Consider the following 24,739-nt stretch of genomic DNA (forward strand, 5'->3'; position numbering starts at 1 on the left):
GGATGGAAACAGCCACGCCTTCCAACAGAAGGTATGGCTTGTTATTATTTCGAATTAGGCTTCGATACCTGCGTGACGAAGCAAGGCATCAATTTGCGGCTCTCTTCCACGAAAACGTTTGAAAAGCTCCATAGGCTCTTCGCTGCCGCCCATCTCAAGGATATTATTTAAGAAACTCTTACCAGTTTCCGCATTGAATATTCCCTCTTCTTCAAAACGAGAGAAAGCATCCGAAGACAACACCTCAGCCCACAGATAGCTGTAATACCCCGCACTATAACCACCAGCGAAAATATGGCTAAAGCTATGAGAAAATCGATTCCACTCCAAACTTGGCAAAACAGCTACCTTAGCTTTCACTTCGGCCAATGTTTCCAACACCTTAGGTCCAACATCAGGGTCGAATTGTGTATGAAGGGTAAAGTCGAACAAACCAAACTCGAGCTGACGCAAAATAAACATGGCTGACTGGAAGTTTTTTGCAGCTAACATTTTATCAAGCATCTCTTTTGGCAAGGGCTCGCCTGTTTGATAATGACCAGAGATAAAGGCAAGTGCTTCTTGTTCCCAACACCAATTTTCTAAAAACTGGCTAGGGAGTTCTACTGCATCCCAAGGCACACCATTGATACCAGAAACTGCTCCTGTTTCCACTTGTGTCAGCATGTGATGAATACCATGACCAAACTCATGGAATAAGGTCACCACTTCATTATGAGTAAATAGCGCAGGCTTATCTCCAACAGGACGAGTGAAATTACAGGTTAAATAGGCCACTGGCGATTGTAGCTCTCCATTGGCGTTGATGCGGCGAACGCGACATTCATCCATCCACGCACCACCACGCTTATGCTCCCTTGCATACAAGTCGAGATAAAAGCTGCCGCGCAGTTTTTCATTGGCATCAAAGATATCGAAAAAACGCACCGATTCATGCCAAGTATCTACCCCTTGACGCTCAACGACCTTCATACCAAAGACACGATTCAAAACCTCAAATAAACCACTCACCGCTCTTTGTTCAGGGAAGTAAGGGCGTAGTTCTTCATCGGAAATCTGGAACAAGTGCTGCTTTTGCTTTTCACTGTAATAAGTAATGTCCCACAGCTCAAGCTCTTCAACACCATATTCACGCTTGGCGAACTGGCGCAACTCTTCAACTTCTTTCTCTCCTTGCGGTTTGGCTTTATTGGCCAGATCATTGAGAAAGCTCAGTACTTGGGCAGGATTTTCTGCCATTTTAGTCGCCAAAGACTTTTCACTAAAGGTATTAAAACCGAGCATACGGGCGATTTCATAGCGCAGCTTTAGCTGCTCATTGATAATCTCTGTATTGTCCCACTTTCCTGCATTTGGACCTCGGTCAGAAGCTCGGGTCGAGTATGCCTCATACAGCTCTTTACGCAGTGCCTGATTATCGCAATAAGTCATCACTGGCAAATAGGAAGGAATATCTAATGTCAGCAGATAGCCATCCAGCTCTTTCGCCTGCGCCGCAGCTTTAGCCGCAGCCAACGCGGATTCAGGCATACCCGCTAGCTGTTGCTCATCTTCTATATGCTTTGTCCAGCCCATGGTGGCATCAAGGACATTGTTGGAAAACTTGGACCCCAGCTCAGACATGCGTTTGCTGATCTCACCATAGCGATGCTGCTCATCTGCAGGTAGGCCAATACCAGATAGCTCAAAGTCACGTAGGGAATCTGTCACGGTTTTTTTCTGCGCTTGCGTCAACTGAGAAAACTCATCACTTTCCTTGAGAGCTTTGTATGCCTCAAATAAGCCTTTATGCTGGCCAACCCAAGTTCCATACTCAGACAAAAGAGGCAAACAACTTTCATAAGCTTCTCGCAATTGCTCACTGTTGACCACAGAGTTCATATGACTGATCGGAGACCAGATACGACTCAAACGGTCATCAACTTCTTCAATAGGGGCAACAATATTTTCCCAACTAGGCTCGCGATTATCGGCCAACACTTGCTCGATTTTAGCGCGGCAATCGGCTATCGCTTGTTCAACTGCAGGTTTAACGTGCTCCGGCTTAATTTGAGAAAAAGGAGGTAAATCAGTAAAACTAAGAAGAGGATTAGACATAAGTATTCCTTTTGTTTAGCAAAAAGCGCACGGACAGTGTTGTCTTGTTGAGCTCTGACTGGGTTTAAATTATTAAATATAGGTAGGTTCAGCAATTTTCAATAGTGACGTATACTAGCTGGATTAAAATTCCCCAACCGTGATCCACTAGAGAGTTCAATTTTGCTAAGTTATCGCCACAGTTTTCACGCTGGCAATCATGCCGATGTCCTAAAGCATATCGTTCAAAGCCTTATTCTCAATGCTCTGAAGCAAAAAGATAAACCCTTTGTTTACCACGATACTCACTCTGGCGTTGGGCGCTACGACTTAAACCACGAGTGGGCAGAAAAAACTGGCGAATATAAGCAAGGTGTCGCTCGACTCTGGCAGCAAGTCGATATCCCAGCAGAACTGCAAAGCTACCTAGATTCAATCAAGGTCCTAAATAATAGTCAGAATTTACGTTATTACCCAGGTTCACCACGAGTTGCGCGCGCGCACCTTAGAAAACAAGATCGCATGGTATTAACCGAATTGCACCCAAGCGACTATCCACTTCTCGAGCAAGAGTTTCACCGTGACCGTCAGGTAAGCATCTACAAGGAAGATGGTTTTAAACGGCTCAAGGCAAGCCTACCACCTCAAGAGCGCCGAGGCCTAGTTCTTATCGATCCACCATATGAGCTGGCGAAAGAATATCGTGATGTCGTACAAGCGATTCATCAAAGTCACAAGCGCTGGGCAACGGGTATTTATGCCATCTGGTATCCTGTCGTCAATCGGTGTGACATCGAAGATATGATTGAAGGTCTTGAAGGGCTTGAGATTCGCAAAATACTGCAAATTGAATTGGGCGTATCAGCCGACAGCAATGAGCATGGCATGACAGCATCTGGGATGATAGTCATCAACCCACCATGGAAGCTTGAAAGCCAGATGCAAGCAATTCTCCCCTTCCTTAAAAACGCTATTGCACCGACAACGGGTCACCACACTGTGAAGTGGATTGTACCTGAGTAACATGAGTGAACTTCTCGCCTAAAGTGGATAAGTGAAGAAAATTTAAGCTGGATAGATTGAGTTAGGCCAATCTATCCTCCATATCATAGACAATAAAGAAACGCGGGTGCCAAAGTGACGATACACTTATCTGGCACATCGATTCGCAAAAATTGGAGAAATAAATGGCGACTCATTTTGATTATATCTGTATCGGCGGTGGTAGCGGTGGTATTGCATCAGCAAACCGAGCAGCAATGTATGGCGCAAAAGTAGCGCTAATTGAAGCGCAAGATCTCGGCGGTACATGTGTGAACGTTGGCTGTGTGCCAAAGAAAGTCATGTGGCATGGAGCTCAAGTCGCCGAAGCCATCAATCTCTACGCCGAGGATTATGGTTTTGATGTGGATCTAAAAGACTTCAATTGGAGTAAATTGGTCGAAAGCCGCCAAGCCTATATCGGGCGAATTCACGAGTCTTACGATCGCGTACTAGGTAACAACAAGGTTAACGTTATTAAAGGTTTTGCCAAGTTTGTTGATGCAAAAACCGTAGAAGTCAATGGTGAACACTATACAGCGGATCATATCCTTATTGCTGTCGGTGGCCGCCCAACTATTCCTAACATCCCAGGAGCAGAGCACGGTATCGACTCTAACGGCTTCTTCGAATTAAGCGAGCAACCAAAACGCGTTGCAGTTATTGGTGCAGGCTATATTGCAGTAGAGATTGCAGGCGTCTTGCATGCTCTTGGCACTGAAACTCACCTTTTCTGTCGTAAAGAGTCGCCGCTGCGAAGCTTTGATCCCATGATCGTAGAAACTCTAGTAGAGGTCATGCAAGCTGAAGGGCCAACTTTACACACTCACTCTGTGCCCAAAGAAGTGGTTAAAGAAGCCGATGGCAGCCTAACCTTGCACCTAGAAAATGGCAACACACACAATGTTGATACTCTGATTTGGGCGATCGGCCGCCACCCAGCCACAGATGCAATTAACCTTGCAACTACCGGAGTTGAAACCAATCAAGCTGGCTACATTAAGGTAGATGAATATCAGCAAACCAATGTTGCGGGTATCTACTGCGTCGGCGATATCATGGAAGGCGGCATAGAGCTGACTCCTGTTGCAGTTAAGGCCGGAAGACAACTTTCGGAACGCCTATTTAATAATGAGCCAAATGCCAAAATGGATTATGACTTAGTCCCTACCGTGGTATTTAGTCACCCACCGATTGGCACCATAGGCCTCACGACCCAAGAAGCGGAGCAAAAATACGGTAAAGACAACATTAAGGTATACACATCTGGCTTTACCGCCATGTACACGGCCGTCACTAAGCATCGTCAACCATGCAAAATGAAGCTCATTTGTGCCGGCGAAGATGAAAAAGTGGTGGGCTTGCATGGTATCGGCTTTACGGTTGATGAAATGATTCAAGGCTTTGGCGTGGCGATGAAAATGGGCGCGACCAAAGCAGACTTTGATTCCGTTGTCGCCATCCACCCAACCGGCTCTGAAGAATTTGTTACCATGAGGTAATCAAAGAAAGTAATGACATCTCATTGATACAAAACAAGGCCAGATTAATCTGGCCTTTTACTTTGAACGCTTCTTTTATGCTTGCAACATATCACGACTTAACCCATAAACCACAATAATCTGAGCTCTTGATAACAACAAAAAGCGGAAGGCATAAACACCTTCCGCTTTAAATAGGATATCGAGTGTCGTTTTACTGACAGCTTGAAGGTCCTACCTTAGCCCAAACACCCGCTTGACCTGGCAGATCACCTTTTGTCCACCATTTGGCTTCCCAGCGAGAATCACCATGGTTAACTTGGTCACCACCATCATATGCTATATTGGCATCCCAAGGTAATTCTACCTCACTCAGCAGAGCCCATGCTTCATTCGATGGTGAAGGCTCACTATCTTGTACCCACCACTTAGCTTTGTATACCAATCCAAGATGAGAAACAGGATTGCTAGCGTCAGTATATACAGTACCTGAATTATAGGCTGGGTACTGAGAAGCGTTAGGATCGGTCGCTGAACAGCTACCTTCACCACCACCACTGTTTACATCAACAACAAGCATGGTCGTTGAAGCAGAAACCTCATTTTGTCCACCGTCAATAACCTTCAACGTTGCGGTTAGACTTGTGTTATGTTCAACCTCAGGGGCTGTAAACTCAATTGAACGTCCGTCTGACGCAGTCGTAAACTCTACATCATTCGACAAGCTCCACTCTAAGTTGAACTCTTGATCATCGCTGTCAGTAATGGTTGCATTTACTCTAACGTTAGCCTGCCCCTCATTAACCTCTTGCGGAGCGTTTAATGTCACTACTGGTGGCTGGTTGCCTGACTCTACTTTAGCAATAATGTTTACGCTATCTTTGGCTGTTGCACCTTCTGCATCAGCCACTGTCAATTCAAGTGTAAAGACAGTGTCTTTTGATATTGCAGGTATCGTTACCAATGTATTGACTGCGTTCGGTGACGCAATATAGAGACCAGTACCAGAACTGTCACTTTGGCGCCATTGGTAACTCACAATTTCGTGGTCATCGCTTGACGCATGGGCAGACAACTGTACTTGTGCAGGCTCTGTCGCATCAACCGTTTGATCTGCTCCAGCATTAGCTGTTGGTGGCTGATTACCTCCTAAATCATCGTAAACCTCAACACCAAACTTATCTTCCACACATTTGGTGTAATCTCCCGCAATAAACGAAGAATATGGACCTTGGTAAGCCACCAGCTGACATTTATATACACGACCATCTGACGTGTTAGCATCCCAGCCCCAGTCTTCTTCCCAGTAGATATTAAGCGCACCAGCACCAGAAGCATCAAACTGCTTCATACCTTTACAACCAAGCACTTCATCAGGTGCGATTTCAACATCAAGATAATTTGCAAACTCGTGATAATAGTTGATGCGATTTTGCGACTGAGCGTGCTCTGCAGAACCACCGCACTCTACACCACCATTAATGATTTGCGTAGTTACGCCAAAACCAGGTACCAAACCATTCGCTCGATCATTGTCATTGGGTTGCCAAGTACCATCGATCACGTGCAACATACTTGGTTTCGGTGGCTGAGGATATAAGTAGAAAAACACTGCACTAGCAAGGTTTAACCAAGTGTCAGCTACCAGCTCAGGTTCATTTAGCAGTTTTTCAACATTACCATAAATTGATTGAGAGAATGGACCATAGTTGTAGTTGTAACTTAGCTGCTTAGAACCGCGCCCAAAGTAGCTCTTAAAAGTACCGTCTGGATTAGTTCCACAGGGATAAGCTTGCCCTTGCCAGATAGTCGTATCGCACACGCCATAAGCACCTGAAGTCTCCTCTGACATGCCCATCTCTCTCACATAAACTAAGCCTTGTCTCCACTCAGGGATCTCGCTGTGGGAGTTATGCCCACCCGTTTCTTGGGTAAAGTGAGCAAACATAGTGGCCAGTGTCTTGCGACAAATCGCATCTGAATTACGACCATCAGTATATGTGCCACATAATGCTGGATACTTTCCTGCTGCTTTTAGAAAATTCAAATAAGTGTAGGCTGAATCACGTTCAGCAAATAAATAATTCCAATCTTGTTCCGATAGTATTGCTTCAATACGTTTAACGTTTTCAGGATTACTAGTACGGTTTGGTAAAATGGCTTCCACAACCTCATTATCACGCGTTTGTATCGAATCCATTACCAGCTGGTACGACTCTGGTTGTTGAGCAATAATTTCTTGTTCATCTGCAAGCACCTGACTCAAAGGTAATTGCGACAACGCTTCTCCATCTGCGGCATGGAGAGGAGAAGACATTAGGTATAATACTGGAACGACACCAGTCTTTAGAATTGCGCTCAAATTCAACGCTATTTTTGATTTACCAATCACTTGAGACAAAACGTAATCCTCATATAACTCTTTGTTTTTTATGCAAATTAAATAGATATAATTTTCAATATATATCATTCAAAAAATTAACACCTACTGATTGCACGATGTTAATTTATGAAGATAAATAAGTATGGAGAAAATTTTTCTCTTCCCCTATCAAGAAAAAGAGGTGGTTGAGATACTGTTTATTTAATGCCACATTGAATGAGATGAGAAGTGATAAAATTCTATTTAATGAATTTTTGAATAAAATAGATAATTTCAAGATTTTCGGTAAGAATAATTCATATTTTCACAATTTTTCATAGCATATAAGTTTAACCATTTCATAAACTTAAATTAGACATTGATATTAAATATAATCAATACAATCAATATAACCAATATTCATGTAAGTATAAAATTCAAACTCTCGTAATGACGACACTTTTCATGGCTTATCTTCCGACTCAGCAACGCTTTTAGCAGGCCTGTGCGATGAACTGATCCAATCTTCATTGCAATAGGCAACTACTGCTGTGGACAATTTAATTTTCAGCTATTGACTTAAATTAAGCCTAAACAAAAAGTTAATTTATCTGTCTACACTCCTGATAACGCGATACAAAAGGCGTTACTTTCCTACAATAATCAAGCTCTAGAAGCACTCTGCATTATGTCACCTAAGTTATTACTCCGAAAAATTTCTTAAACCATTTAATATCATTAACTTAAACATTAATATCGCCAAGATGGATGCATGATTTGTACATTTGATTGAGTTCGGCATAGAGCCCAAGTCCACACCTTGTAATAAAACACTACACATAGTTATAAATTTGTCATATTGATAACTTCAACTACGATCTTGTATGAAACAAGACACATTAAACGTCAGGAGTTTCTATGAATAGAAACATTCATTTTTACGAGCCTAATGATGCCTACGGATTTCTATCTAACTTTTTCAGTGCTCCGATTAACATCAACGGCACCATATGGAAAACCAGTGAACATTACTATCAAGCACAAAAATTCACAGACAAAACAATCATAGAGACAATTCAAAATTGCGCTACACCTGATATCGCCTTCTCACTGAGCCGCCAATACTGCAAGTACGTCAGAGAAGACTGGAATAACATTCGATTAGATGTCATGCGCTTTATTGTCGAAGAGAAATTTAAGCAAAATCCAACCTTGGCATTGCTATTACTTGAAACCGGTGACGTAACCATAACCGAGCACTCGCACAAAGATAGTTTTTGGGGGGATGGTGGCAACGGAAAAGGCGAAAACCAGCTTGGCAAAATTCTTATGGCAGTTAGAGAAAAGTTGAGTCTACAAGAACCATATAGTCCGATTCACTTGGTTGATAAAGCACAACTTTCAACTCGATAGTCCATTTAAAATATACACTTACTGCCGAGATACAGATTTTATGCGCGAGCAATTAACATGTTTGCTCTGTTGTTTTGTCACAAAAACAAGCTATCGCCTCTTCGCTGGCTTATATAAAATTAGCCAGTGTTTTATATATCTATGATGATTCAAAGCTATGCGGGAATAGCTGTTGCGATTCCCGCTATTAACCCTTGTTCACAAGCAAGAACAAAGAACTCGTCGTTAAATATACTTGTTAATGATTTCGTCAATTTTACCCTGTTTTTTCAGTACTTTTAGACGCTTATTAATATAGTCTTGAACTTCTTTGTCCATGGTGGGTGATAAAGCCAGGTACACAGAGTAATCAGGTATCACGTCATTGAACCCTTGCTGAGCATAAAGGCTTTTATCAAGATTAAGTTGATTTTGGTTGTAGATAATTCTGGAACCCATTTCAACAAACACCATTTCTCCGGGGTGACGGTCAACCACTCGAAATGCCGACTGATAATTTTTAACTCGCATTTCTTGTACTTCCCCACTTGCAAAATAGGGCTGAAGTTCTGGATAATCAAACCCCATCAGTAATACGACCACTTTGCCATTCAGGTCAGATGCCTTGGTATAATCAATCGGCTTCTTACTGCTAAATAACAAATTATGTCGCACGGTATAGATGGGTTCTTCCGATAAATTCTCCGACTGAACGTTCCCCCAATTAGGGCTGCCGTAAGTAATCCAATTACCTTGGTCTTGTGAGGAGAGGATAGAAATCATACGATTAAACGGATAAGTGTGATAATTGAGCTGGTGGTCACTATCTTTGAACACTTCTTTAACGATGTCCGTCACTATGCCAGAATGGTCAGCGCCTTTAGTTTCAATCTGAAATGGTCTGGCTTGGTCTGCAATCACGTAGTAGTCGATCTTGTTTGCACTCGCCAAAGATATGTTCAGCATCAGCAAGACAGCTGATATTAGGTGAAATTTCCAGTTCATTATTGATCCCCATTTTATTATTGAGCAATTAAAACTATATTTACAATAGCCAACATTAATTAAGAGTGTAGTTGCATATTTTGAATAAAGAACGTCGATACCTTAGCATTGGTAAACAAGTGGTTTACGCGGTTGCCTTCTTTAGCGTGATACTGGCTTTGGTAGGCACCAGCTACAATCTATATCACCAGTTGCAGAGAGACATTGATAACCTGCATCTCACTCTCGACAACCTAAAAACCAGCCAGCTTCCAAGCCTTCGTACCAGCCTTTGGGTCGAAGATAGAGATTTATTGAACGCTCAGCTAGAAGGCCTAATCAGCTTGCCAAGAGTCGACTACGTTCACCTATACAGTGGTAACGAATCCATTATTGAAAAAGGCCACACATCACATGACTCTATTTCCGTCACTTGGCCTTTGGAGTACGAGCTAGGGAATAAAAGTTACTCTCTAGGAAGACTCGTCATTCAGTCGGATCTAACACCTATCTATGATGACCTCTGGGTGCAGTTTTTTCATATATTGGCAGCAGAAGCTGTTCGCATCCTTGTGTTGCTAGTCGCACTACTGAGCTTCATTTGGATAGTTATAATGAAACCTATCAGCATGATAACGGAAGCCGTAGCAAGTGTAAAAAAAGATCATTCACTTCAAAATGTTACGCTCTACCCTCGTATGTTTAAAGACGAAATATCTCAGCTGACTGAAAACTTTAATAGCTCAAATATTCGCCTAGACGCCTACCACCGAGAGCTAAAAAGTGCTAAAGAAGATGCCGAAACCGCTAACCGTCGTAAGAGTGAATTCCTAGCTAACATGAGCCATGAAATTCGTACCCCAATGAACGGCATTATCGGTATCGCAGCGCTAATGGAAGACTTGGACCTGAATCAATCTCAGATGAAATACCTGAAGATGATTCAACAGTCATCAGAAGATATGCTAACCATAATCAACGATATTCTCGATATTTCTAAAATTGAAGCGGGTCGAATTGAGTTAGAGACGATACTGTTTGATATTCATCAGCTCATTGAAGATATCCATAGAGTTAATGAGGTTAAAGCGAATAATAAGCACTTACAGATGATGGTAGATGTTGAACCCAATGTCCCCCAAACTCTGTTAGGAGACCCCATTCACGTCAAACAGATCCTCAATAACCTTGTGAGTAATGCGATCAAGTTCACTCAGGTTGGGTTCGTTAGAATCAATGTCAGCTACCCACCATCAGGTTTAAAAATTGCTGTCAGTGATACGGGGATTGGTATCGAAGCAGATAAACTCGATGTTATCTTTGATAAATTCCATCAAGCCGATGGGAGTACAACGCGGCAATATGGCGGCACAGGGCTTGGGCTTGCGATTTCCAAAGAGCTGACCGAGTTGATGGGCGGAAACATACAAGTATCGAGTGAAGTCGGACTTGGTAGCCGCTTTTCCGTAGAGTTACCACTTCCTTCTCAATCTAGCAGTCTAAAAGTTATCACCTCACAAAATGAACCAGACAAGCAAAACAGAGTAAAAGTACTAGAAAAGCCAAGTGATAATAACCAAGACAAGCCAATATCATCGAAAGCACAAGTATTAGTTGTGGAAGATAATTCGGTTAATCAGGTGGTGATAACAAGGTTACTCGAGCGCCTTAACCTAAGCTGTGATGTAGCTGAGAACGGTCAAGTCGCGCTGGACCTTTTCAAACTGCATGACTACCAATTAATATTCATGGATTGCCATATGCCAGTGATGGATGGGCTTACTGCCACTCAACATATTCGAAAAATGTCCAACTGGGGTCGTCAAGTACCAATCATTGCCATAACTGCCAACGTGCTAGAAGAAGACAAACAGCTGTGCTTTGATGCGGGAATGAGTGGGTTTATTTCAAAGCCAGTCAACGTCGACACAATAGAAAAAACGATACGCGAGCATATACCTGCCGCTATGGATAATTCGCTGGACATCACAAGCTAAACAACACAGCCAGCAGGCAAGCCTACTGGCTGGAATATACGACTAAGAGTGATTATTGAACTTTAACTAAGCCATATTCATTGGCATCAGTATCATCGTCTGAACCATAGAATATCCCGCCCGTTAATCCATAGGCAGTAATTCCTTCAATTTTATGATTCGAGAATGAATGAACCGCTTCAATTGCAACCTCGTGTGGTGAGCTTTCTAAACCTTGCATAAAGGTATCACTTTCTAAATAGAATGCTTTAGCACTTTTGTACATAGTCGCACTGGGCTCAGTGGAACCTTCTGGTGCGTTATCGTCTTCTGGATCTAACGAAGCCACACCATATAGATAATGCCATTGCTCTGTGTAGAAAAGATCGGAGATATTACGGCTTGTTCCCCATTCTGTTGGTGCCTGTATATTACCCACAGGTTTTAAATCTAACACCTGAGTGGTATCTGAAGTAATATCAGCCATTGGCTGTATCTTGTCCCAATATAAGTCACCTGATGTTCTATCTCCCAATAAGATATTGTAGCTACCATCATTACTATCAGATCGCGCACATGCTAAACCTTCAAAAGATTTTTCATCGTAATCCGATGGAGTTGCGGTAAGTGAGTAAATCGCTGAGACTGACAACCCTGAATACAAAGTGCCCTGTGTTGGATTGCGTTCAATAAGAAATAAGCGACCATATTGATGTGTGACCCCATCATCATAATAACTACTTTCAGCGGCTAGATAATACGTATCGTCTATCTGACAGATAGCCTCTAAATCATTGCCTCTCGGCTCCGACTCTGGCCAGTTAACGATGCTTTGATCAAGCGGTACAACAGTGGCAGAATCACCATGGCGTTCAACAACACCAAATCTTGGTTTTGGAGTTTGATCGCCATAGTTTTTCCAGTCAAATACCGCTAAGGTACTGTAGTCATACTGCTCACCATGTTCTGCCGCATCTCCCGCAGCAAGGCCGCTGATTGGCATCTCAACATCAGATGAAAACTCCAATGCTTGTTTGTACTCATCGTCATCACTGCACCCAGTAACCCCAGAGACTAAGGCTCCCATCATGGCCAGCAATATTAGATTCTTTTTGTAGTTATCGTTTCTCATTGGTTATCCGTTCCTCATCATGCCAATGGCAAAAAATGATATGCCTTCGGCCATCTCATTTTGCCGATAAAATCGAACGAAAAGTTAATGATTCAGTGATAAAAACAGAAACGAATTATGGGGAAATACGCGGAAAAAACATCAAACCATAGACCAGAATGATTTATATTTTTCAGCTCAGCAATGGGCATATTCAACGAGAAAAGGGAGTGAGTTCAAACATGAACTGACAATAGTAGAAAGTAGGTCTTTCTGCGATTAGACTCAAATACTAACTGTTATGGTTAAAAACCAATTAGCGTGATTTTACCTTGGGCCAAATCTTCAAACTGACAGGAGAAATCGACCCTTTTATCTTGCTCTTTACTGTACAGAGCCTCAAGCTTCTCAAAGGCAGAAGGAATAAAGCTAACACTTTTGAGGCGCAAGCTTTTACGCGAAGCACTGTCGAGAAAGGCAAGCGCTGATTTATCGAGCACTTTATGACAAGTATCTAAAATATCCTTGCTCACCAACTTACTATGGATTGCTTGTTGCAAGTCGTCCTTACTTATTTTCGAATTGGATCGCGACAATATACATATCGCGTAAATATCTAATATTGCGACCGCGCGAGTTCTCTGGGTGTCACCATCTTCGTACATAGCAAGCAAACAAGGGATTTTACTTTCATCAAAAGATTGCTTACGGATGTTGCTAAGCGTGAGGCGAGCGCCAACTTCTCGCTTCATCAGCTTTTCGAGCTGAGCGAGCCTAGGTAAGGCCAATTCCTTTTGCACATCATTAATATTATCTAATGTGCGCTCACTTTCTTCTGCCCCTTGCACCAAAGGCAGTAGCTTACGATGCAGATCTTTATCGACGAAAGGCTTTGATAAGACGAAACTTGCTCCCGCTGATTTGGCTTGGTTTATTTGGACTTGGTCATCGACGGTGGTAATCATACCCATCTTGGTGCCTAGATCGAGCTTCTTTATCTCTTGAATCAAGGTAAGCCCCGTCATATCAGGCATATGCCAGTCGGTAAGAACAATCTCAGGTTGCCATTCCTTTACTCTATTTAGCGCACCGACTGCACTGTCCTCTTTTTGGATGGATAAACGACGATAGCCAAACTTTTCCAATGCTCGTCGGACTATCTCTAACGTCGCTTTACTGTCATCGACAATCAGGATTTTCACAAAAAGTATTCTGCTCTAGCTGGATGATTATATTAAATTATAGGCACAATTTCTGACGACAACTAAACTTACACCCTATAGTTATCGCAAAACATAGAATGAGTTCATGGATTTAACCGCGCTTCTCACGACTCCGTTAATAACTACTGAGAGTTTGTTTGCCCTTGCAGTCGATGTTGGACTGTTAATCTTGCTGGTATGGTTCGTCATTTTGCTGCTCATGATCCGAGAGTTTCGCCAATTCGCACGTGATGTTGTTCATGGCCCTCAATCTGGCTCAAATCCAACAATAGATGGTCAAACCTACGAACTCTGCCAAAAATCAGTTGAAAACGCTCTCAATTATACCACTGAAAACAATGACACTTTAAACGACCTCATTATCATTCAAAAAGCTCTAGAGGCCCAAGTTTCACAGATCAAAGCTGCCAGTCAAGTCAGCCTCACCGCCGATGAACAAGAGTCCATTGATGATCTTAATCAGCAGCTATCCAAGTCTCACCAGCTTATCCGCAAGCTCAAAGGAGATCTTGATCGGAGCATGGAAGGGTTAAGAAAAGCCAAAAATAAACTCGACAAGCAATCAGATACGGTTGACAGCCTGCGACAAGAAAAAGAGCAACTCGAAAAACAGTTTGAACAACTGGAGAAAGAATATATGCAGGTCAGTGAATCTGGTGGCTTTAATAAAATGGAAAAGGAGTATCATCAAGAAAGACAACAATTGCTCAATATTATTGAGAACTACAAGAAGAAAATCAGCGAACAGCCAGAAGGTGGAGCAGGCCCGTCGAATCAAGAGCTCGAAGCTATCCAACAACAATTACATCATGTCACTAAAGAAAAAGAGTTTGTCGAAAAGAAATACCTCGATTTACTTGAAGAGTCAGAAAAAAAAGCTGAGGAGAAAAAGGACCCATAATTTATCTCGGCCCTTATATCAAAGCTACTTGACACACATAACATTGAGTAACGAGGAACCTTTGAGTGACTTCACCTTGCCGGTATAAAAAAGCCCTGTTTTTTCTTCCCCCCAATAAGGTAAATGCATTGGCCACTTGTCCTTCATCATCACATTAGCTTTCAACAAAGATTGCCATTCGCTATTACTGGCAAGGCGCATCCCCATTTGATCACAAGTCTTAGACGCCATATCGTAGCTCATTCGGTTCCAAGGTAGCTCATGCTCCATATAAAACTGGTCATTGCTGAGCAGTGAATATGGCACTGTATATTCAACACCATTAATCACTATTTTATGGCGAATCGCTATACTCTCTTTTCGTTCATGAGCAATTACTGGCTGATTAGTCGAACCTGCATCAAGCTTAGGCTGCAATCTTGTTGATACTTCTTTAGTCGTCGGTGGTGTATTACTTTTCGGTGGTGTATTACTTTTCTGTGCTGAGCCTTTTGATATCTGGCGGATAAACGCTTGGCCGTAATCCGGCAAACGTTTCACCCTAACTAAGTCTTGTTTGGCATTAGAGAAGTCTTTGTATGGCCCGACCAGACATCGGTATACATCACCCTCAGGTTTAGCCCAAACATCTGCTGTAATACTGGAATAAATACGTTTCGCTTCAGTTAAGCTCAATGGCTCACTATAGATGCCGCACTGAATCCAAAAGTAAGATGCGTCAGGTTTGGGCTTTCTTTTTCCCCACATCCCTTTACCTATCGGACAATCATTCTCCAAAAAAGGAAGACTGCTATTTGATACTTGTCTTGCATCACACAAAAATTCCTGTGTGTAAGCCTTATCAGGCAAGGTTAAGCCCAACACAGTAAGGTTTATGAGTACAACCACAGAAAGTTTGGATTTTACAACCATTCTTACATCCTCATTCCAACCTTAAATTTTCTATCCAATCACTTGGCATCACTAGAGACAGCGCCTGCCAACATTCAAACTTGATGCAAAAAAAGAGCCGTAACTTGCTACGACTCTTAGTTGGATGACAACTATATAATAAAATCCGAGGTTAGCTTAGCCTTTATAGATTTTAGGATTGAATACATCCCTAAGCCAGTCACCTAATAAATTAATCACCAGTACTAGTGTCACTAAAACAACACCAGGAAAAGCTGTAATCCACCAGGCACCTGAAAAAATATAGTGAAAGCCAATGCTGATTAAGGCCCCTAACGATGGTTGATCGACAGGCAAACCAAGTCCAAGGAAAGACAAAGCCGCTTCTGACATAATCGCGTTTGCCACCTGTACTGTCGAGATAACCAGAATGGGTGACAAGCAATTTGGCAGAATGTGACGAAACATAATACGTGGCGCCTTAAAGCCCATCACTCTGGCCGCTTCGACATATTCTTTTTTCTTTTCGGCCAATACTGACGCGCGGATCGTTCGAGCATATTGAGGCCATTCGGCCACGCCAATAATCACCACCAGCATAATCACTGCATATTGGCTATAAAAGTCACTACCAAAACTCGCTTTAAAAATAGCGGAGACTATGATGGCCACCATCATAGTCGAAAATGACAACTGAATATCGGCAAAACGCATCAATAAACTATCAATCCGGCCACCAAAATAACCCGCAGATAGGCCTATGATAATACCGAGTACTAGCTGCAGACCAACCGCCAAAAAGCCGATAGTTAGAGAAAGTCGCGAACCGTATAATATGGTAGATAAAATATCTCGCCCTTGCTCGTCGGTTCCCAAAACAAAGCGTTCATCACCCTCCTCCATCCATGAAGGAGGTAACTCTGAATCCATGATATCAATCGATGATAAATCATAGGGATTGGTCGGCGATAATATCGGTGCAGCTATCGCCATAACCAACATTAGCATAAACACGGTAAAGCTTGTCATTGCCACTTTATCGCGTTTGAAGTAGTACAAGAAATCTGATTGCTTAAAGCGCTCCCATCGAGAAGGAGCAGTTGCAGTTTGGCTCATGATTATGCTCCTTTTCCAGTAAGGTTCACGGTAGGATTAATGATCCCGTACAACAAATCGACTATGGTGTTGGTAATCACAAATATTAGGCCAACAAAAATCACGTAAGCGGTAATGAGTGGAGTGTCAACACGGTTAATCGCCTCTAAAAAAAGAAAGCCTGTACCGGGCCATTGAAAGACGGTTTCGGTGAGAATCGTATAGGCCACCATAGTACCAATTTGCACGCCACCTACCGTCAATACTGGTAGCATGGTGTTTTTTAACGCATGCTGATAGTAAATCTTGTTCAGTGCTAATCCTTTTGCCTTGGCAAACTTAATATACTCTGAGCTCAACACTTCGAGCATCTCTGAACGCACCAAGCGGATAAAAAGCGGCAACATGATTGAGGCAAGAGAGATACACGGCAGCACAAGATGCGCAAGCCCATCAAGAGTGAAGTACCCCGATTCCCAGCCAAGCAAATTCACTGTTTCGCCGCGACCAAATGAAGGCAACCAGCCAAGTTCTATCGAGAAAACATACATTAGCATGATGGCTGTCAGAAACACGGGAATAGAGATACCCACACTACTAAATGCCATTACTGCTTTAGTGAAAATGCTTTTAGGATGAATCGCCGAGTACACTCCCAAAGGAATGGAGCAGGCAATAATGATAAGCGTGGCACCAAACACTAATTCTAGTGTCGCCACCAATTTATCTAAAATAACGTCAACGGCTGGGCGCTTGAAGAAGTAGGATGTACCTAAGTCCCCATGAAGCGCAGAGCCGACAAAACGAGTGTATTTGGTTATGAAAGGATCGTTAAGGCCTAGTTCATCACGCAGAGCCTGACGTTCTGCCTCTGAAACCGACTGCCCCACAAGCTCGCGTAATGGGTCACCCAGATTATCCTGAATGGCAAACGCCACTAAACTGATCACAAACATCACTATCAGTGCCTGAAATAGGCGCTTGACCAGAAACGAAAACATTCCTTGCCCCTTTACTTTCCATAGATTTCAATACGCAGTTCCACTGCCCTGCACATTGAATATTAAAAAGGTGCTCACTTAATCAAAATAAAGTTCACACCTCAAGTTTCCAAGTTATTAATATTAAACACTTGGATAAGTTAAAACACTTTACTTAACAACAAGGTCGCCAAAGTAAGGCTGATCCATACCGTTGACAATTGGGCCTATTTTAACATTGCTCTTCGCGGCCCATGAAGGGTCCTCCCAATGCAAAGGAACAAATGCCGCCTCATCGTAAAGTGTCGCTTCTACCTGCTTAAGCATTTCACCACGTTTACCTAAATCAGTCTCGGTATTCGATTGATTAATCAGCTTATCAACTTCTGCGTTACCATAATGCCCACAGTTATACTGTCCTTTGCCCGTTTCACTATTGCGAGTCATAGCAAGAAACTCTGTGAAGTTAGCCGAATCTTCGGTATCTGGATGCCAGCCTATCATCATCATATCTGCCGAACACTTATCAAATTCAGGCCAGTATTGGGCTTTGGGCATGGTTTTCAGATCAACCTTGATACCGATTTTGGATAACATCGCAGCTGCAGATTGAGCAATTTTGGCATCATTCACGTAACGGTTATTCGGCGCCATCATGGTCAGTGAAAAGCCTTTTTCGTACCCCGCTTCTTTCATCAACGCCTTAGCTTTTTTCAGATCATAACGAGGTTTAAGACTATCATTATAACCTGCGTAACCTACTGGGCTTTGCTGTGCAGCTGGTGTTCCTGCACCTTTCATAATTTTTTTCACTATGCCTTGGTTATTGATCGCATAAACAATCGCTTGACGAACGCGAACATCTTTAAGCGCTGGATTACTGTTTTGATTCATCTGGAAGGTGATCACCCGAGTACCCGGCATAGTGTATAGGTCAACGCCATTAGCACTTTGAATTCGCTTGTAATCATTTGGAGCTACAGGTGCAATCATATCGACATCACCAGAAAGCAGCGCTGCAACACGAGTGGCATCTTCTTTGATTGGCACCAGAGTTAGTTTATCAACATTACCTTTTGACCCTTTGTCCCAGTAGCCTTCAAAGCGTTCGAATTCAACTTTTACACCTTGTTCGCGTGAGGTAATAATGAATGGGCCTGTACCAGATGCGTGTGTCGAAGCGTAAGAGTTGCCATGTTTGACCATCTCAGACTTATCCTTGCCATCCTTGGTTTTGCCTGTATAGAACTTACTGTCCATAGGGAAGATATAAGTAGCAACATTTTCAATCAGAGGATAAGTGCCATCAGTTTTGATCTCTACGGTGTAGTCATCAACTTTATTTAATGCCACAAGAGGTGCAAAAATACCCTTAAAGTCCGCTGAATCTTTGAGGCGATTAAACGTCCATACGACATCATCGGCCGTAAACGCGTTCCCTGAGTGGAACTTGACCCCTTTGCGAAGATGGAAACGCATGGTTTCGTTATCTACTCGCTCCCATGACTCTGCTAAACGAGGCTCAAATTTCATCTCCTGCGTAAAGCGCACCAGTGGGTCAAACACCATGTGAGACATTTGTAAAGTGCCACCAGATAGCTGCTCATGAGGGTCTAATGAGACGGGATCAGAGGCATACCCAACGGTGATATCTGCGGCTACTGCACTAAAGCTCAAGCCAGCTGCCATTAAAGCCATGGCAAGTTTGCTTTTCATGGTTTTCATTGCATAACTCCTTATGCGGGATTAATCCCTAGTAATGTGTATTGTCTGTTTAACTAATTTAAAATTATGTTTCGGCTTGTGCCTGTTATATTGCTTCTCTTAACCCAGTAAATTCCGGCATTAAGGAAATAAGTTGTTTACTGTATTCATGCTGTGGCGAATTAAACAGCTGCTCGGTCGGAGCAACTTCGAGTAAGGTACCCATTTGCATTACACCTACGCGATCACACATCTGACGAATAACGGGCAAGTCATGACTAATGAACAACATGGTGAGATTAAGCTCATCTTGCAAATCTTTAAGTAAGTTCAATATCTGAGCTTGCACGGACACATCAAGTGCTGAAGTTGGCTCATCACAAATTAAGAGTCTTGGACGAGTCGCGAGTGCTCGAGCGATGGAGATACGCTGGCGTTGTCCACCAGAGAACTCATGTGGATATTTAACACCCGCCATCTTTCCTAATCCAACGTGATCAAGAAGATCATTGACGATCTGCCTGGTTTGGTTTTCATTCTCAGTTAACTTATGAAAACGAATAGGCTCAGCAATAATATCGAAAATCTTCATACGAGGGTTCATCGATGTATACGGATTTTGAAATACCATCTGCATCTGACGACGCATGGGGCGGCGCTCTTTTTCCGATTTCAAAGACGTTAAGTCAATACCTTCAAAAGTAACCTTACCTGAGTTGGGTTGATACAATCCGGCAATCACGCGCGCAATGGTCGACTTGCCTGAACCAGACTCTCCAACTAGACCAAAAGTTTCCCCTTCATAAACCTCAAAACTCACATTATTAGAGGCTTGAACATATTCGCGGCGGCTTTCAAATAGTGAATCTTTAGTCACAAAACGTAGATTTACCTTTTCTACTGTCAGTAATGAGCCGCTGTATTCACGATGATCCTGACTTTGGCCAAGCCAATGATTTTTGACATCAAGAGGTTCCATTTCTTGTGCTTGTTCTATGTAGTTAACAAGAGGAAAACGCTCCAGCTTTGCATCGGAGCGCGGAACTGCAGAAATGAGACTTCGCGTGTATGAGTGATCCGGATCGCCCAATACTTTCTTAGTTTCACCAAATTCGACTAAATCACCACGATACATAACTGCAACGCGATCAGTAACATTCGACACCACTCCCATATCGTGCGTTACCAACATGCATCCAACATTATTCTTTATGCACAAATCACGAATAAGATCGAGAATTTGGTCTTGTATCGAGACATCTAATGCAGTGGTTGGCTCATCCGCAATAATAAGGTCCGGCTCACCAGCTAGAGCAATAGCAATCACAACACGCTGGCGCATACCACCTGAAAATTGATGAGGGTACTGTTTAAGTCGATTCTCTGGTTGAGGAATACCTACTTGCTGCATCAAGGACAAAGCTCTCTGATAGGCTTCATCCTCTGAAACATTCATGTTAGCGTGGATGGTTTCAGTTAACTGCTGTTCTACGGTAAATAGGGGGTTTAAAGATGTCATAGGATCTTGAAAAATAAATCCTATTTTAGAGCCTCTAACTTGTCGCATCTCTTCGGCTGACAAACCAGATATTAGTTCACCATCTAAATAAACATCGCCACTCGCGATACGCCCTGGAGGGCTGAGTAGATCGATAACAGCATTACCAACTGTCGATTTTCCAGCACCAGATTCACCAACAACACCGACTATTTCACCGCGCTCTATATTGAACGACAACGATTTAACAGCAGCATGTACACCATGGCGTGATGGGTACTCAATACGAAGGTTCTTAACTTCTAAAAGTGACATTACCAGACCTCTAATGCTCCGGCAGCTTCCTGCCCTGTCTGAGATTGAATCCATTCAAGTCAGCCACCAACCCTGTTTAGCTTATCACTCAACCAAGCTTAATGATCTGACAATTTATAAGCTCATCAATTTGGCAAAAAACTCACAAAAGTGCAACATTTAAACCATTAAAACGCCTATTTTAAGCCAATAATACTCAAATAATAGAAATATATATGCAATATATCACTCTTGGTTACGAATTTAAAAGTCACAAAATTTAGAAATAGTTTATCGATTAGCTGGAGAGGTTTGTATTCAGAGAGGGGGTATATATGCATTCAAGCTGACTAACAGCTATGAAATTCAGATAAGAAAAAAGCCTGCTATTTAGCAGGCTTTTCAATGTGGTCGGTGAAGAGGGATTCGAACCCCCGACCCTCTGGTCCCAAACCAGATGCGCTACCAAGCTGCGCTATTCACCGAAATTTTTTATCGAGAAAATATCGTATTTTCTCTCATCTCAGCGAAGTATGCTGAGGAATTAATGGGGTGGCTAACGAGACTTGAACTCGCGACAACCGGAATCACAATCCGGGGCTCTACCAACTGAGCTATAGCCACCGCAGTATTTTTATGTCTACCGCTTAAATTAAGCCATAAACGAGGTAGTGGTCGGTGAAGAGGGATTCGAACCCCCGACCCTCTGGTCCCAAACCAGATGCGCTACCAAGCTGCGCTATTCACCGAGAATGGGGTGGCTAACGAGACTTGAACTCGCGACAACCGGAATCACAATCCGGGGCTCTACCAACTGAGCTATAGCCACCACTATATTTTTACCGATAATGCCCCTCCGGCAATGGCGCGCCCGAAAGGATTCGAACCTTCGACCTTTGGCTCCGGAGGCCAACGCTCTATCCAGCTGAGCTACGGGCGCATGCCCTATCGGCGGAGTGGAATAATACGTATATCACACTATGTCGTCTAGTACTTTTTAAAGTTTTTTTCTCGTTTGATGTCTTTTTGGGCAATTAAAGTGTGATAAACCCCTATTTCCGCTTATATAACCATATAGATGCATGCCTCTTGCTGTTTATTGCAACAGGTTATCCGGATATAATCACTTAATATTTACATTGATTTCTCAGCAAAACGCTGCAAATCAAACCACACTCTAATAATCTAATAATATAGGTGAGCACGAACTTACCGTTAGGAATGTAAAGTGAGTTAAATGGATATGTCTCGAAAAATCTTAACCGCTATGGTGGCTGCTATTACTTTTTCCAGCGCCTCTTTTGCAGCAAAAATTAGCCAACAAGACTACGATGCAATAGCAGAACGCGTTAAACCTGTCGGCAATGTTTACCTTGCTGGTGCAGAGCCCGTCAAAGCTGAGCCCACAGGCCCACGTGATGGCGCGAGCGTCTATGGCACCTTTTGTACTGCCTGCCATTCATCTGGCGTTAGCGGCGCCCCAAAAACTGGCAATGCCGATGATTGGGCACCTCGTATTGCTCAGGGTAAAGATGTACTTAAAAACCATGCCATCAATGGTTTTAATGCTATGCCAGCCAAAGGAACATGTATGGACTGCTCTGATGATGAGATTGTAGCGGCCATTGAACATATGATTAAAGGCCTATAGTTCAGCAAATGAGGCTTAGCTCAAGCTAAGCCTTCAGATAGTGGTTAGACGAACTACTTGTTATTGAACATTGCTCTGAGGTTAGCGATATGCGCTTGGCCTTTTGCCATTCTTTCTTCCTGAGATTGAGGCTTTTTGTTTACTTCCCATTCCACATCATCAAAAGGAAGTTCATCAAGGAATCGGCTTTGGGTCGGTTTTATTAGCTCCCCAAACTGTCTGCGCTCTTTACACATGGTGAAAGTCAATTCACGCTGAGCACGAGTAATGCCGACATACATTAGGCGGCGCTCTTCCTCTATATTGTCTTCATCGATACTAGTTTGGTGGGGCAAAATACCTTCTTCAGAGCCAATTAGATAGACATATGGAAACTCAAGTCCTTTTGACGCATGCAATGTCATCAATTGCACCGCATCCGTATCTTCCTCTTCCTCACCACGCTCCATCATGTCGCGTAAAGTGAGACGCTGAACCACTTCTTTCAAGCTTTTTTCTTCTTGATCGTAATTATCACCTTCTAAGTCAGACACTATCCATGAGTATAAATCTGATACATTTTTCATTCGCATCTCGGCAGCTTTAGCACTAGTGGATGTCTCATACAACCAGTCTTCGTAATTAATATCACGAACCAATGAGCGCACCGCCTCCACTTTATCACCGCGCTCAGATTGGTCAGCAATCTTAACCAACCAGTGAGTAAAACGGCGCAAGTTTTCTAATCCTCGACCAGATAAATGTTGCTCTAAACCAATCTCAAAACTCGCTTCAAATAAGCTTTTACCACGCATATTGGCATAACTGCCCAGCTTCTCTAAGGTCACCGGACCTATCTCTCGTCGCGGCGTATTTACAATGCGCAGAAAGGCATTATCATCATCCGGATTAACCAAGACCCTGAGGTAAGCCATGATATCTTTTATTTCCGCACGGGCGAAAAATGAGGTACCTCCAGAGAGCTTATAAGGCACACGGTTTTGCATTAACGATTTTTCAATCAGCCGTGATTGATGATTACCCCGATAAAGAATTGTATAATCTCTATATTCGGTGCGATTTAGGAACTTATGTGCGATAAGCTCGCCTGTAACTCGCTCTGCTTCATGCTCTTCATCTTTGGCTAATAGAACTTTGAGCTTTTCTCCATCTGGAATTTCAGAGAACAAGGACTTTTCATACACGTGCGGGTTGTTAGCAATCAAGATATTGGCTGCCCGCAGAATGCGACTGGTGGAGCGGTAGTTTTGCTCAAGCTTAATAAGCTTGAGTTTAGGATAATCTTGGCCCAGTAAAACCAGGTTCTGAGGCTTGGCGCCACGCCATGAATAAATCGATTGATCGTCATCGCCAACCACTGTCAGCCGCCCCCTTTCACCGACAATCAACTTGACCAGTTCATACTGACTGGTATTCGTGTCTTGATATTCATCTACCAAAAGATAACGAATGCGATTTTGCCATCGTTGACATACTTCCTGATTGGTTTTCATCAGTAGTACAGGAAGCAAAATTAGGTCATCAAAATCGAGCGCGTTATAGGCTTTCATCTGCTTATGATACAGCGAAAAGCAATCGGCAAAGAGTTGCTGTTGTTCACCTTGAGCACGCTTTAGTACCTGCTCTGGCGTCAACATATCATTTTTCCAATTTGAGATGGCACTGAGCAGTTGACGTAATAAATCTTTATCACCATCAAGCTGCTTTTCCGTCAGCTCTTTTAAAAGCGCCAACTGATCTTGGTCATCAAATAAGGAGAAACCAGGCTTAAGACCTAGCGCTTTATATTCACGCTTAATGATGTTTAAGCCTAAAGTATGAAAGGTTGAAACCATTAACCCTTTAGATTCACCTTTGCCCAGCGTTTGCGCTACACGCTCTTTCATTTCACGGGCGGCTTTATTGGTGAAAGTAACCGCAGCAATATTACGCGCTTTGTAACCACACTGCTTAACTAGATAAGCAATTTTATTAGTGATCACTCGCGTCTTACCTGAACCTGCCCCAGCAAGGACTAAACATGGGCCAGACACGTATTTCACGGCTTCATCTTGGTTGGGGTTAAGTTTCATGGCCATC

17 protein-coding genes and 5 tRNA genes are annotated in these 24,739 nt (G+C 42.9%); 6 read left to right on the forward strand and 16 right to left on the reverse strand.

Annotated features, from left to right (window positions below; genetic code table 11):
• Window positions 1–54 precede the first annotated feature (54 nt).
• On the reverse strand, window positions 55–2,097 hold the full coding sequence (gene prlC, locus FIV01_RS13985; RefSeq protein ID WP_152431519.1) for an oligopeptidase A: 2,043 nt from the start codon (window positions 2,095–2,097) through the stop codon (window positions 55–57).
• 162 nt (window positions 2,098–2,259) lie between these two features.
• Here prlC and FIV01_RS13990 point away from each other — a divergent pair, with 162 nt between their 5' ends.
• Both FIV01_RS13990 and gorA read left to right on the forward strand, forming a co-directional pair.
• On the forward strand, window positions 2,260–3,099 hold the full coding sequence (locus FIV01_RS13990; RefSeq protein ID WP_152431520.1) for a 23S rRNA (adenine(2030)-N(6))-methyltransferase RlmJ: 840 nt from the start codon (window positions 2,260–2,262) through the stop codon (window positions 3,097–3,099).
• 164 nt (window positions 3,100–3,263) lie between these two features.
• Window positions 3,264–4,619, forward strand: a complete 1,356-nt coding sequence (gene gorA, locus FIV01_RS13995) for a glutathione-disulfide reductase (protein WP_152431521.1) — start codon at window positions 3,264–3,266, stop codon at window positions 4,617–4,619.
• A gap of 193 nt (window positions 4,620–4,812) precedes the next feature.
• On the opposite strand, the gene FIV01_RS14000 is transcribed toward gorA, so the two are convergent.
• Complete coding sequence (locus FIV01_RS14000; protein WP_246210459.1) at window positions 4,813–6,990, reverse strand: glycoside hydrolase family 19 protein; 2,178 nt, start codon at window positions 6,988–6,990, stop codon at window positions 4,813–4,815.
• A gap of 888 nt (window positions 6,991–7,878) precedes the next feature.
• Here FIV01_RS14000 and ybiA point away from each other — a divergent pair.
• Window positions 7,879–8,373 (forward strand): riboflavin biosynthesis intermediates N-glycosidase, encoded by a 495-nt coding sequence (ybiA, locus tag FIV01_RS14005; protein ID WP_152431522.1) that lies wholly within the window; start codon window positions 7,879–7,881, stop codon window positions 8,371–8,373.
• 225 nt (window positions 8,374–8,598) lie between these two features.
• Here the strand turns inward: ybiA and FIV01_RS14010 are convergent, their stop codons facing one another.
• A complete protein-coding gene (locus FIV01_RS14010; protein WP_152431523.1) occupies window positions 8,599–9,357 on the reverse strand; it encodes a substrate-binding periplasmic protein in 759 nt (252 codons plus the stop codon).
• Window positions 9,358–9,437: 80 nt separating this feature from the next.
• On the opposite strand from FIV01_RS14010, the gene FIV01_RS14015 reads away from it, so the two are divergent.
• A complete protein-coding gene (locus tag FIV01_RS14015; RefSeq protein WP_216649452.1) occupies window positions 9,438–11,333 on the forward strand; it encodes an ATP-binding protein in 1,896 nt (631 codons plus the stop codon).
• Between the two features lie 52 nt (window positions 11,334–11,385).
• Here the strand turns inward: FIV01_RS14015 and FIV01_RS14020 are convergent, their stop codons facing one another.
• A complete protein-coding gene (locus FIV01_RS14020) occupies window positions 11,386–12,444 on the reverse strand; it encodes a hypothetical protein (RefSeq protein WP_152431525.1) in 1,059 nt (352 codons plus the stop codon).
• A 284-nt stretch (window positions 12,445–12,728) separates the two neighbouring features.
• Window positions 12,729–13,625, reverse strand: coding sequence for a response regulator (locus FIV01_RS14025; protein ID WP_152431526.1), 897 nt, complete (start codon window positions 13,623–13,625; stop codon window positions 12,729–12,731).
• Between the two features lie 106 nt (window positions 13,626–13,731).
• On the opposite strand from FIV01_RS14025, the gene FIV01_RS14030 reads away from it, so the two are divergent.
• On the forward strand, window positions 13,732–14,547 hold the full coding sequence (locus FIV01_RS14030) for a chromosome partitioning protein ParA (protein WP_152431527.1): 816 nt from the start codon (window positions 13,732–13,734) through the stop codon (window positions 14,545–14,547).
• A gap of 24 nt (window positions 14,548–14,571) precedes the next feature.
• Here FIV01_RS14030 and FIV01_RS14035 read toward each other — a convergent pair whose 3' ends face one another.
• The 10 genes from FIV01_RS14035 to FIV01_RS14080 all read right to left on the reverse strand — a co-directional run bounded on the left by FIV01_RS14035 (window position 14,572) and on the right by FIV01_RS14080 (window position 21,949).
• Window positions 14,572–15,459: an SPOR domain-containing protein gene (locus tag FIV01_RS14035; protein WP_152431528.1), complete on the reverse strand. Its 888-nt coding sequence runs from the start codon at window positions 15,457–15,459 to the stop codon at window positions 14,572–14,574.
• 156 nt (window positions 15,460–15,615) lie between these two features.
• Window positions 15,616–16,554 (reverse strand): ABC transporter permease, encoded by a 939-nt coding sequence (locus tag FIV01_RS14040; protein ID WP_152431529.1) that lies wholly within the window; start codon window positions 16,552–16,554, stop codon window positions 15,616–15,618.
• A 2-nt stretch (window positions 16,555–16,556) separates the two neighbouring features.
• Window positions 16,557–17,534, reverse strand: a complete 978-nt coding sequence (locus FIV01_RS14045) for an ABC transporter permease (protein WP_152431530.1) — start codon at window positions 17,532–17,534, stop codon at window positions 16,557–16,559.
• A gap of 150 nt (window positions 17,535–17,684) precedes the next feature.
• Window positions 17,685–19,238, reverse strand: coding sequence for an ABC transporter substrate-binding protein (locus FIV01_RS14050; protein WP_152431531.1), 1,554 nt, complete (start codon window positions 19,236–19,238; stop codon window positions 17,685–17,687).
• Window positions 19,239–19,323: 85 nt separating this feature from the next.
• The gene (locus FIV01_RS14055; RefSeq protein WP_152431532.1) at window positions 19,324–21,030 is read right to left on the reverse strand and encodes a dipeptide ABC transporter ATP-binding protein; all 1,707 of its coding nucleotides are present in this window, start codon (window positions 21,028–21,030) and stop codon (window positions 19,324–19,326) included.
• A 387-nt stretch (window positions 21,031–21,417) separates the two neighbouring features.
• Window positions 21,418–21,494: transfer RNA gene (locus FIV01_RS14060), tRNA-Pro, on the reverse strand.
• A gap of 63 nt (window positions 21,495–21,557) precedes the next feature.
• Window positions 21,558–21,633 (reverse strand) — tRNA-His (locus FIV01_RS14065).
• A 48-nt stretch (window positions 21,634–21,681) separates the two neighbouring features.
• Window positions 21,682–21,758, reverse strand: a tRNA-Pro gene (locus tag FIV01_RS14070).
• A gap of 4 nt (window positions 21,759–21,762) precedes the next feature.
• Window positions 21,763–21,838, reverse strand: a tRNA-His gene (locus tag FIV01_RS14075).
• Between the two features lie 34 nt (window positions 21,839–21,872).
• Window positions 21,873–21,949: transfer RNA gene (locus FIV01_RS14080), tRNA-Arg, on the reverse strand.
• 297 nt (window positions 21,950–22,246) lie between these two features.
• On the opposite strand from FIV01_RS14080, the gene FIV01_RS14085 reads away from it, so the two are divergent.
• Complete coding sequence (locus FIV01_RS14085; protein WP_152431533.1) at window positions 22,247–22,660, forward strand: c-type cytochrome; 414 nt, start codon at window positions 22,247–22,249, stop codon at window positions 22,658–22,660.
• A gap of 53 nt (window positions 22,661–22,713) precedes the next feature.
• On the opposite strand, the gene rep is transcribed toward FIV01_RS14085, so the two are convergent.
• Complete coding sequence (gene rep, locus FIV01_RS14090) at window positions 22,714–24,732, reverse strand: DNA helicase Rep (RefSeq protein ID WP_152431534.1); 2,019 nt, start codon at window positions 24,730–24,732, stop codon at window positions 22,714–22,716.
• Window positions 24,733–24,739 lie beyond the last annotated feature (7 nt).

The organism is Vibrio aquimaris (genome assembly GCF_009363415.1).
Lineage (GTDB): Bacteria > Pseudomonadota > Gammaproteobacteria > Enterobacterales > Vibrionaceae > Vibrio > Vibrio aquimaris.

What these genes read in the sequence shown, in the direction of transcription:
- prlC (WP_152431519.1), bottom strand. Translation starts at nt 2,097, where the DNA reads ATGTCTAATCCTCTTCTTAGTTTTACTGATTTACCTCCTTTTTCTCAA.
- gorA (WP_152431521.1), top strand. Translation starts at nt 3,264, where the DNA reads ATGGCGACTCATTTTGATTATATCTGTATCGGCGGTGGTAGCGGTGGT.
- ybiA (WP_152431522.1), top strand. Translation starts at nt 7,879, where the DNA reads ATGAATAGAAACATTCATTTTTACGAGCCTAATGATGCCTACGGATTT.
- FIV01_RS14010 (WP_152431523.1), bottom strand. Translation starts at nt 9,357, where the DNA reads ATGAACTGGAAATTTCACCTAATATCAGCTGTCTTGCTGATGCTGAAC.
- FIV01_RS14020 (WP_152431525.1), bottom strand. Translation starts at nt 12,444, where the DNA reads ATGAGAAACGATAACTACAAAAAGAATCTAATATTGCTGGCCATGATG.
- FIV01_RS14030 (WP_152431527.1), top strand. Translation starts at nt 13,732, where the DNA reads ATGGATTTAACCGCGCTTCTCACGACTCCGTTAATAACTACTGAGAGT.
- FIV01_RS14035 (WP_152431528.1), bottom strand. Translation starts at nt 15,459, where the DNA reads ATGGTTGTAAAATCCAAACTTTCTGTGGTTGTACTCATAAACCTTACT.
- FIV01_RS14040 (WP_152431529.1), bottom strand. Translation starts at nt 16,554, where the DNA reads ATGAGCCAAACTGCAACTGCTCCTTCTCGATGGGAGCGCTTTAAGCAA.
- FIV01_RS14045 (WP_152431530.1), bottom strand. Translation starts at nt 17,534, where the DNA reads ATGTTTTCGTTTCTGGTCAAGCGCCTATTTCAGGCACTGATAGTGATG.
- FIV01_RS14050 (WP_152431531.1), bottom strand. Translation starts at nt 19,238, where the DNA reads ATGAAAACCATGAAAAGCAAACTTGCCATGGCTTTAATGGCAGCTGGC.
- FIV01_RS14055 (WP_152431532.1), bottom strand. Translation starts at nt 21,030, where the DNA reads ATGTCACTTTTAGAAGTTAAGAACCTTCGTATTGAGTACCCATCACGC.
- FIV01_RS14085 (WP_152431533.1), top strand. Translation starts at nt 22,247, where the DNA reads ATGGATATGTCTCGAAAAATCTTAACCGCTATGGTGGCTGCTATTACT.
- rep (WP_152431534.1), bottom strand. Translation starts at nt 24,732, where the DNA reads ATGAAACTTAACCCCAACCAAGATGAAGCCGTGAAATACGTGTCTGGC.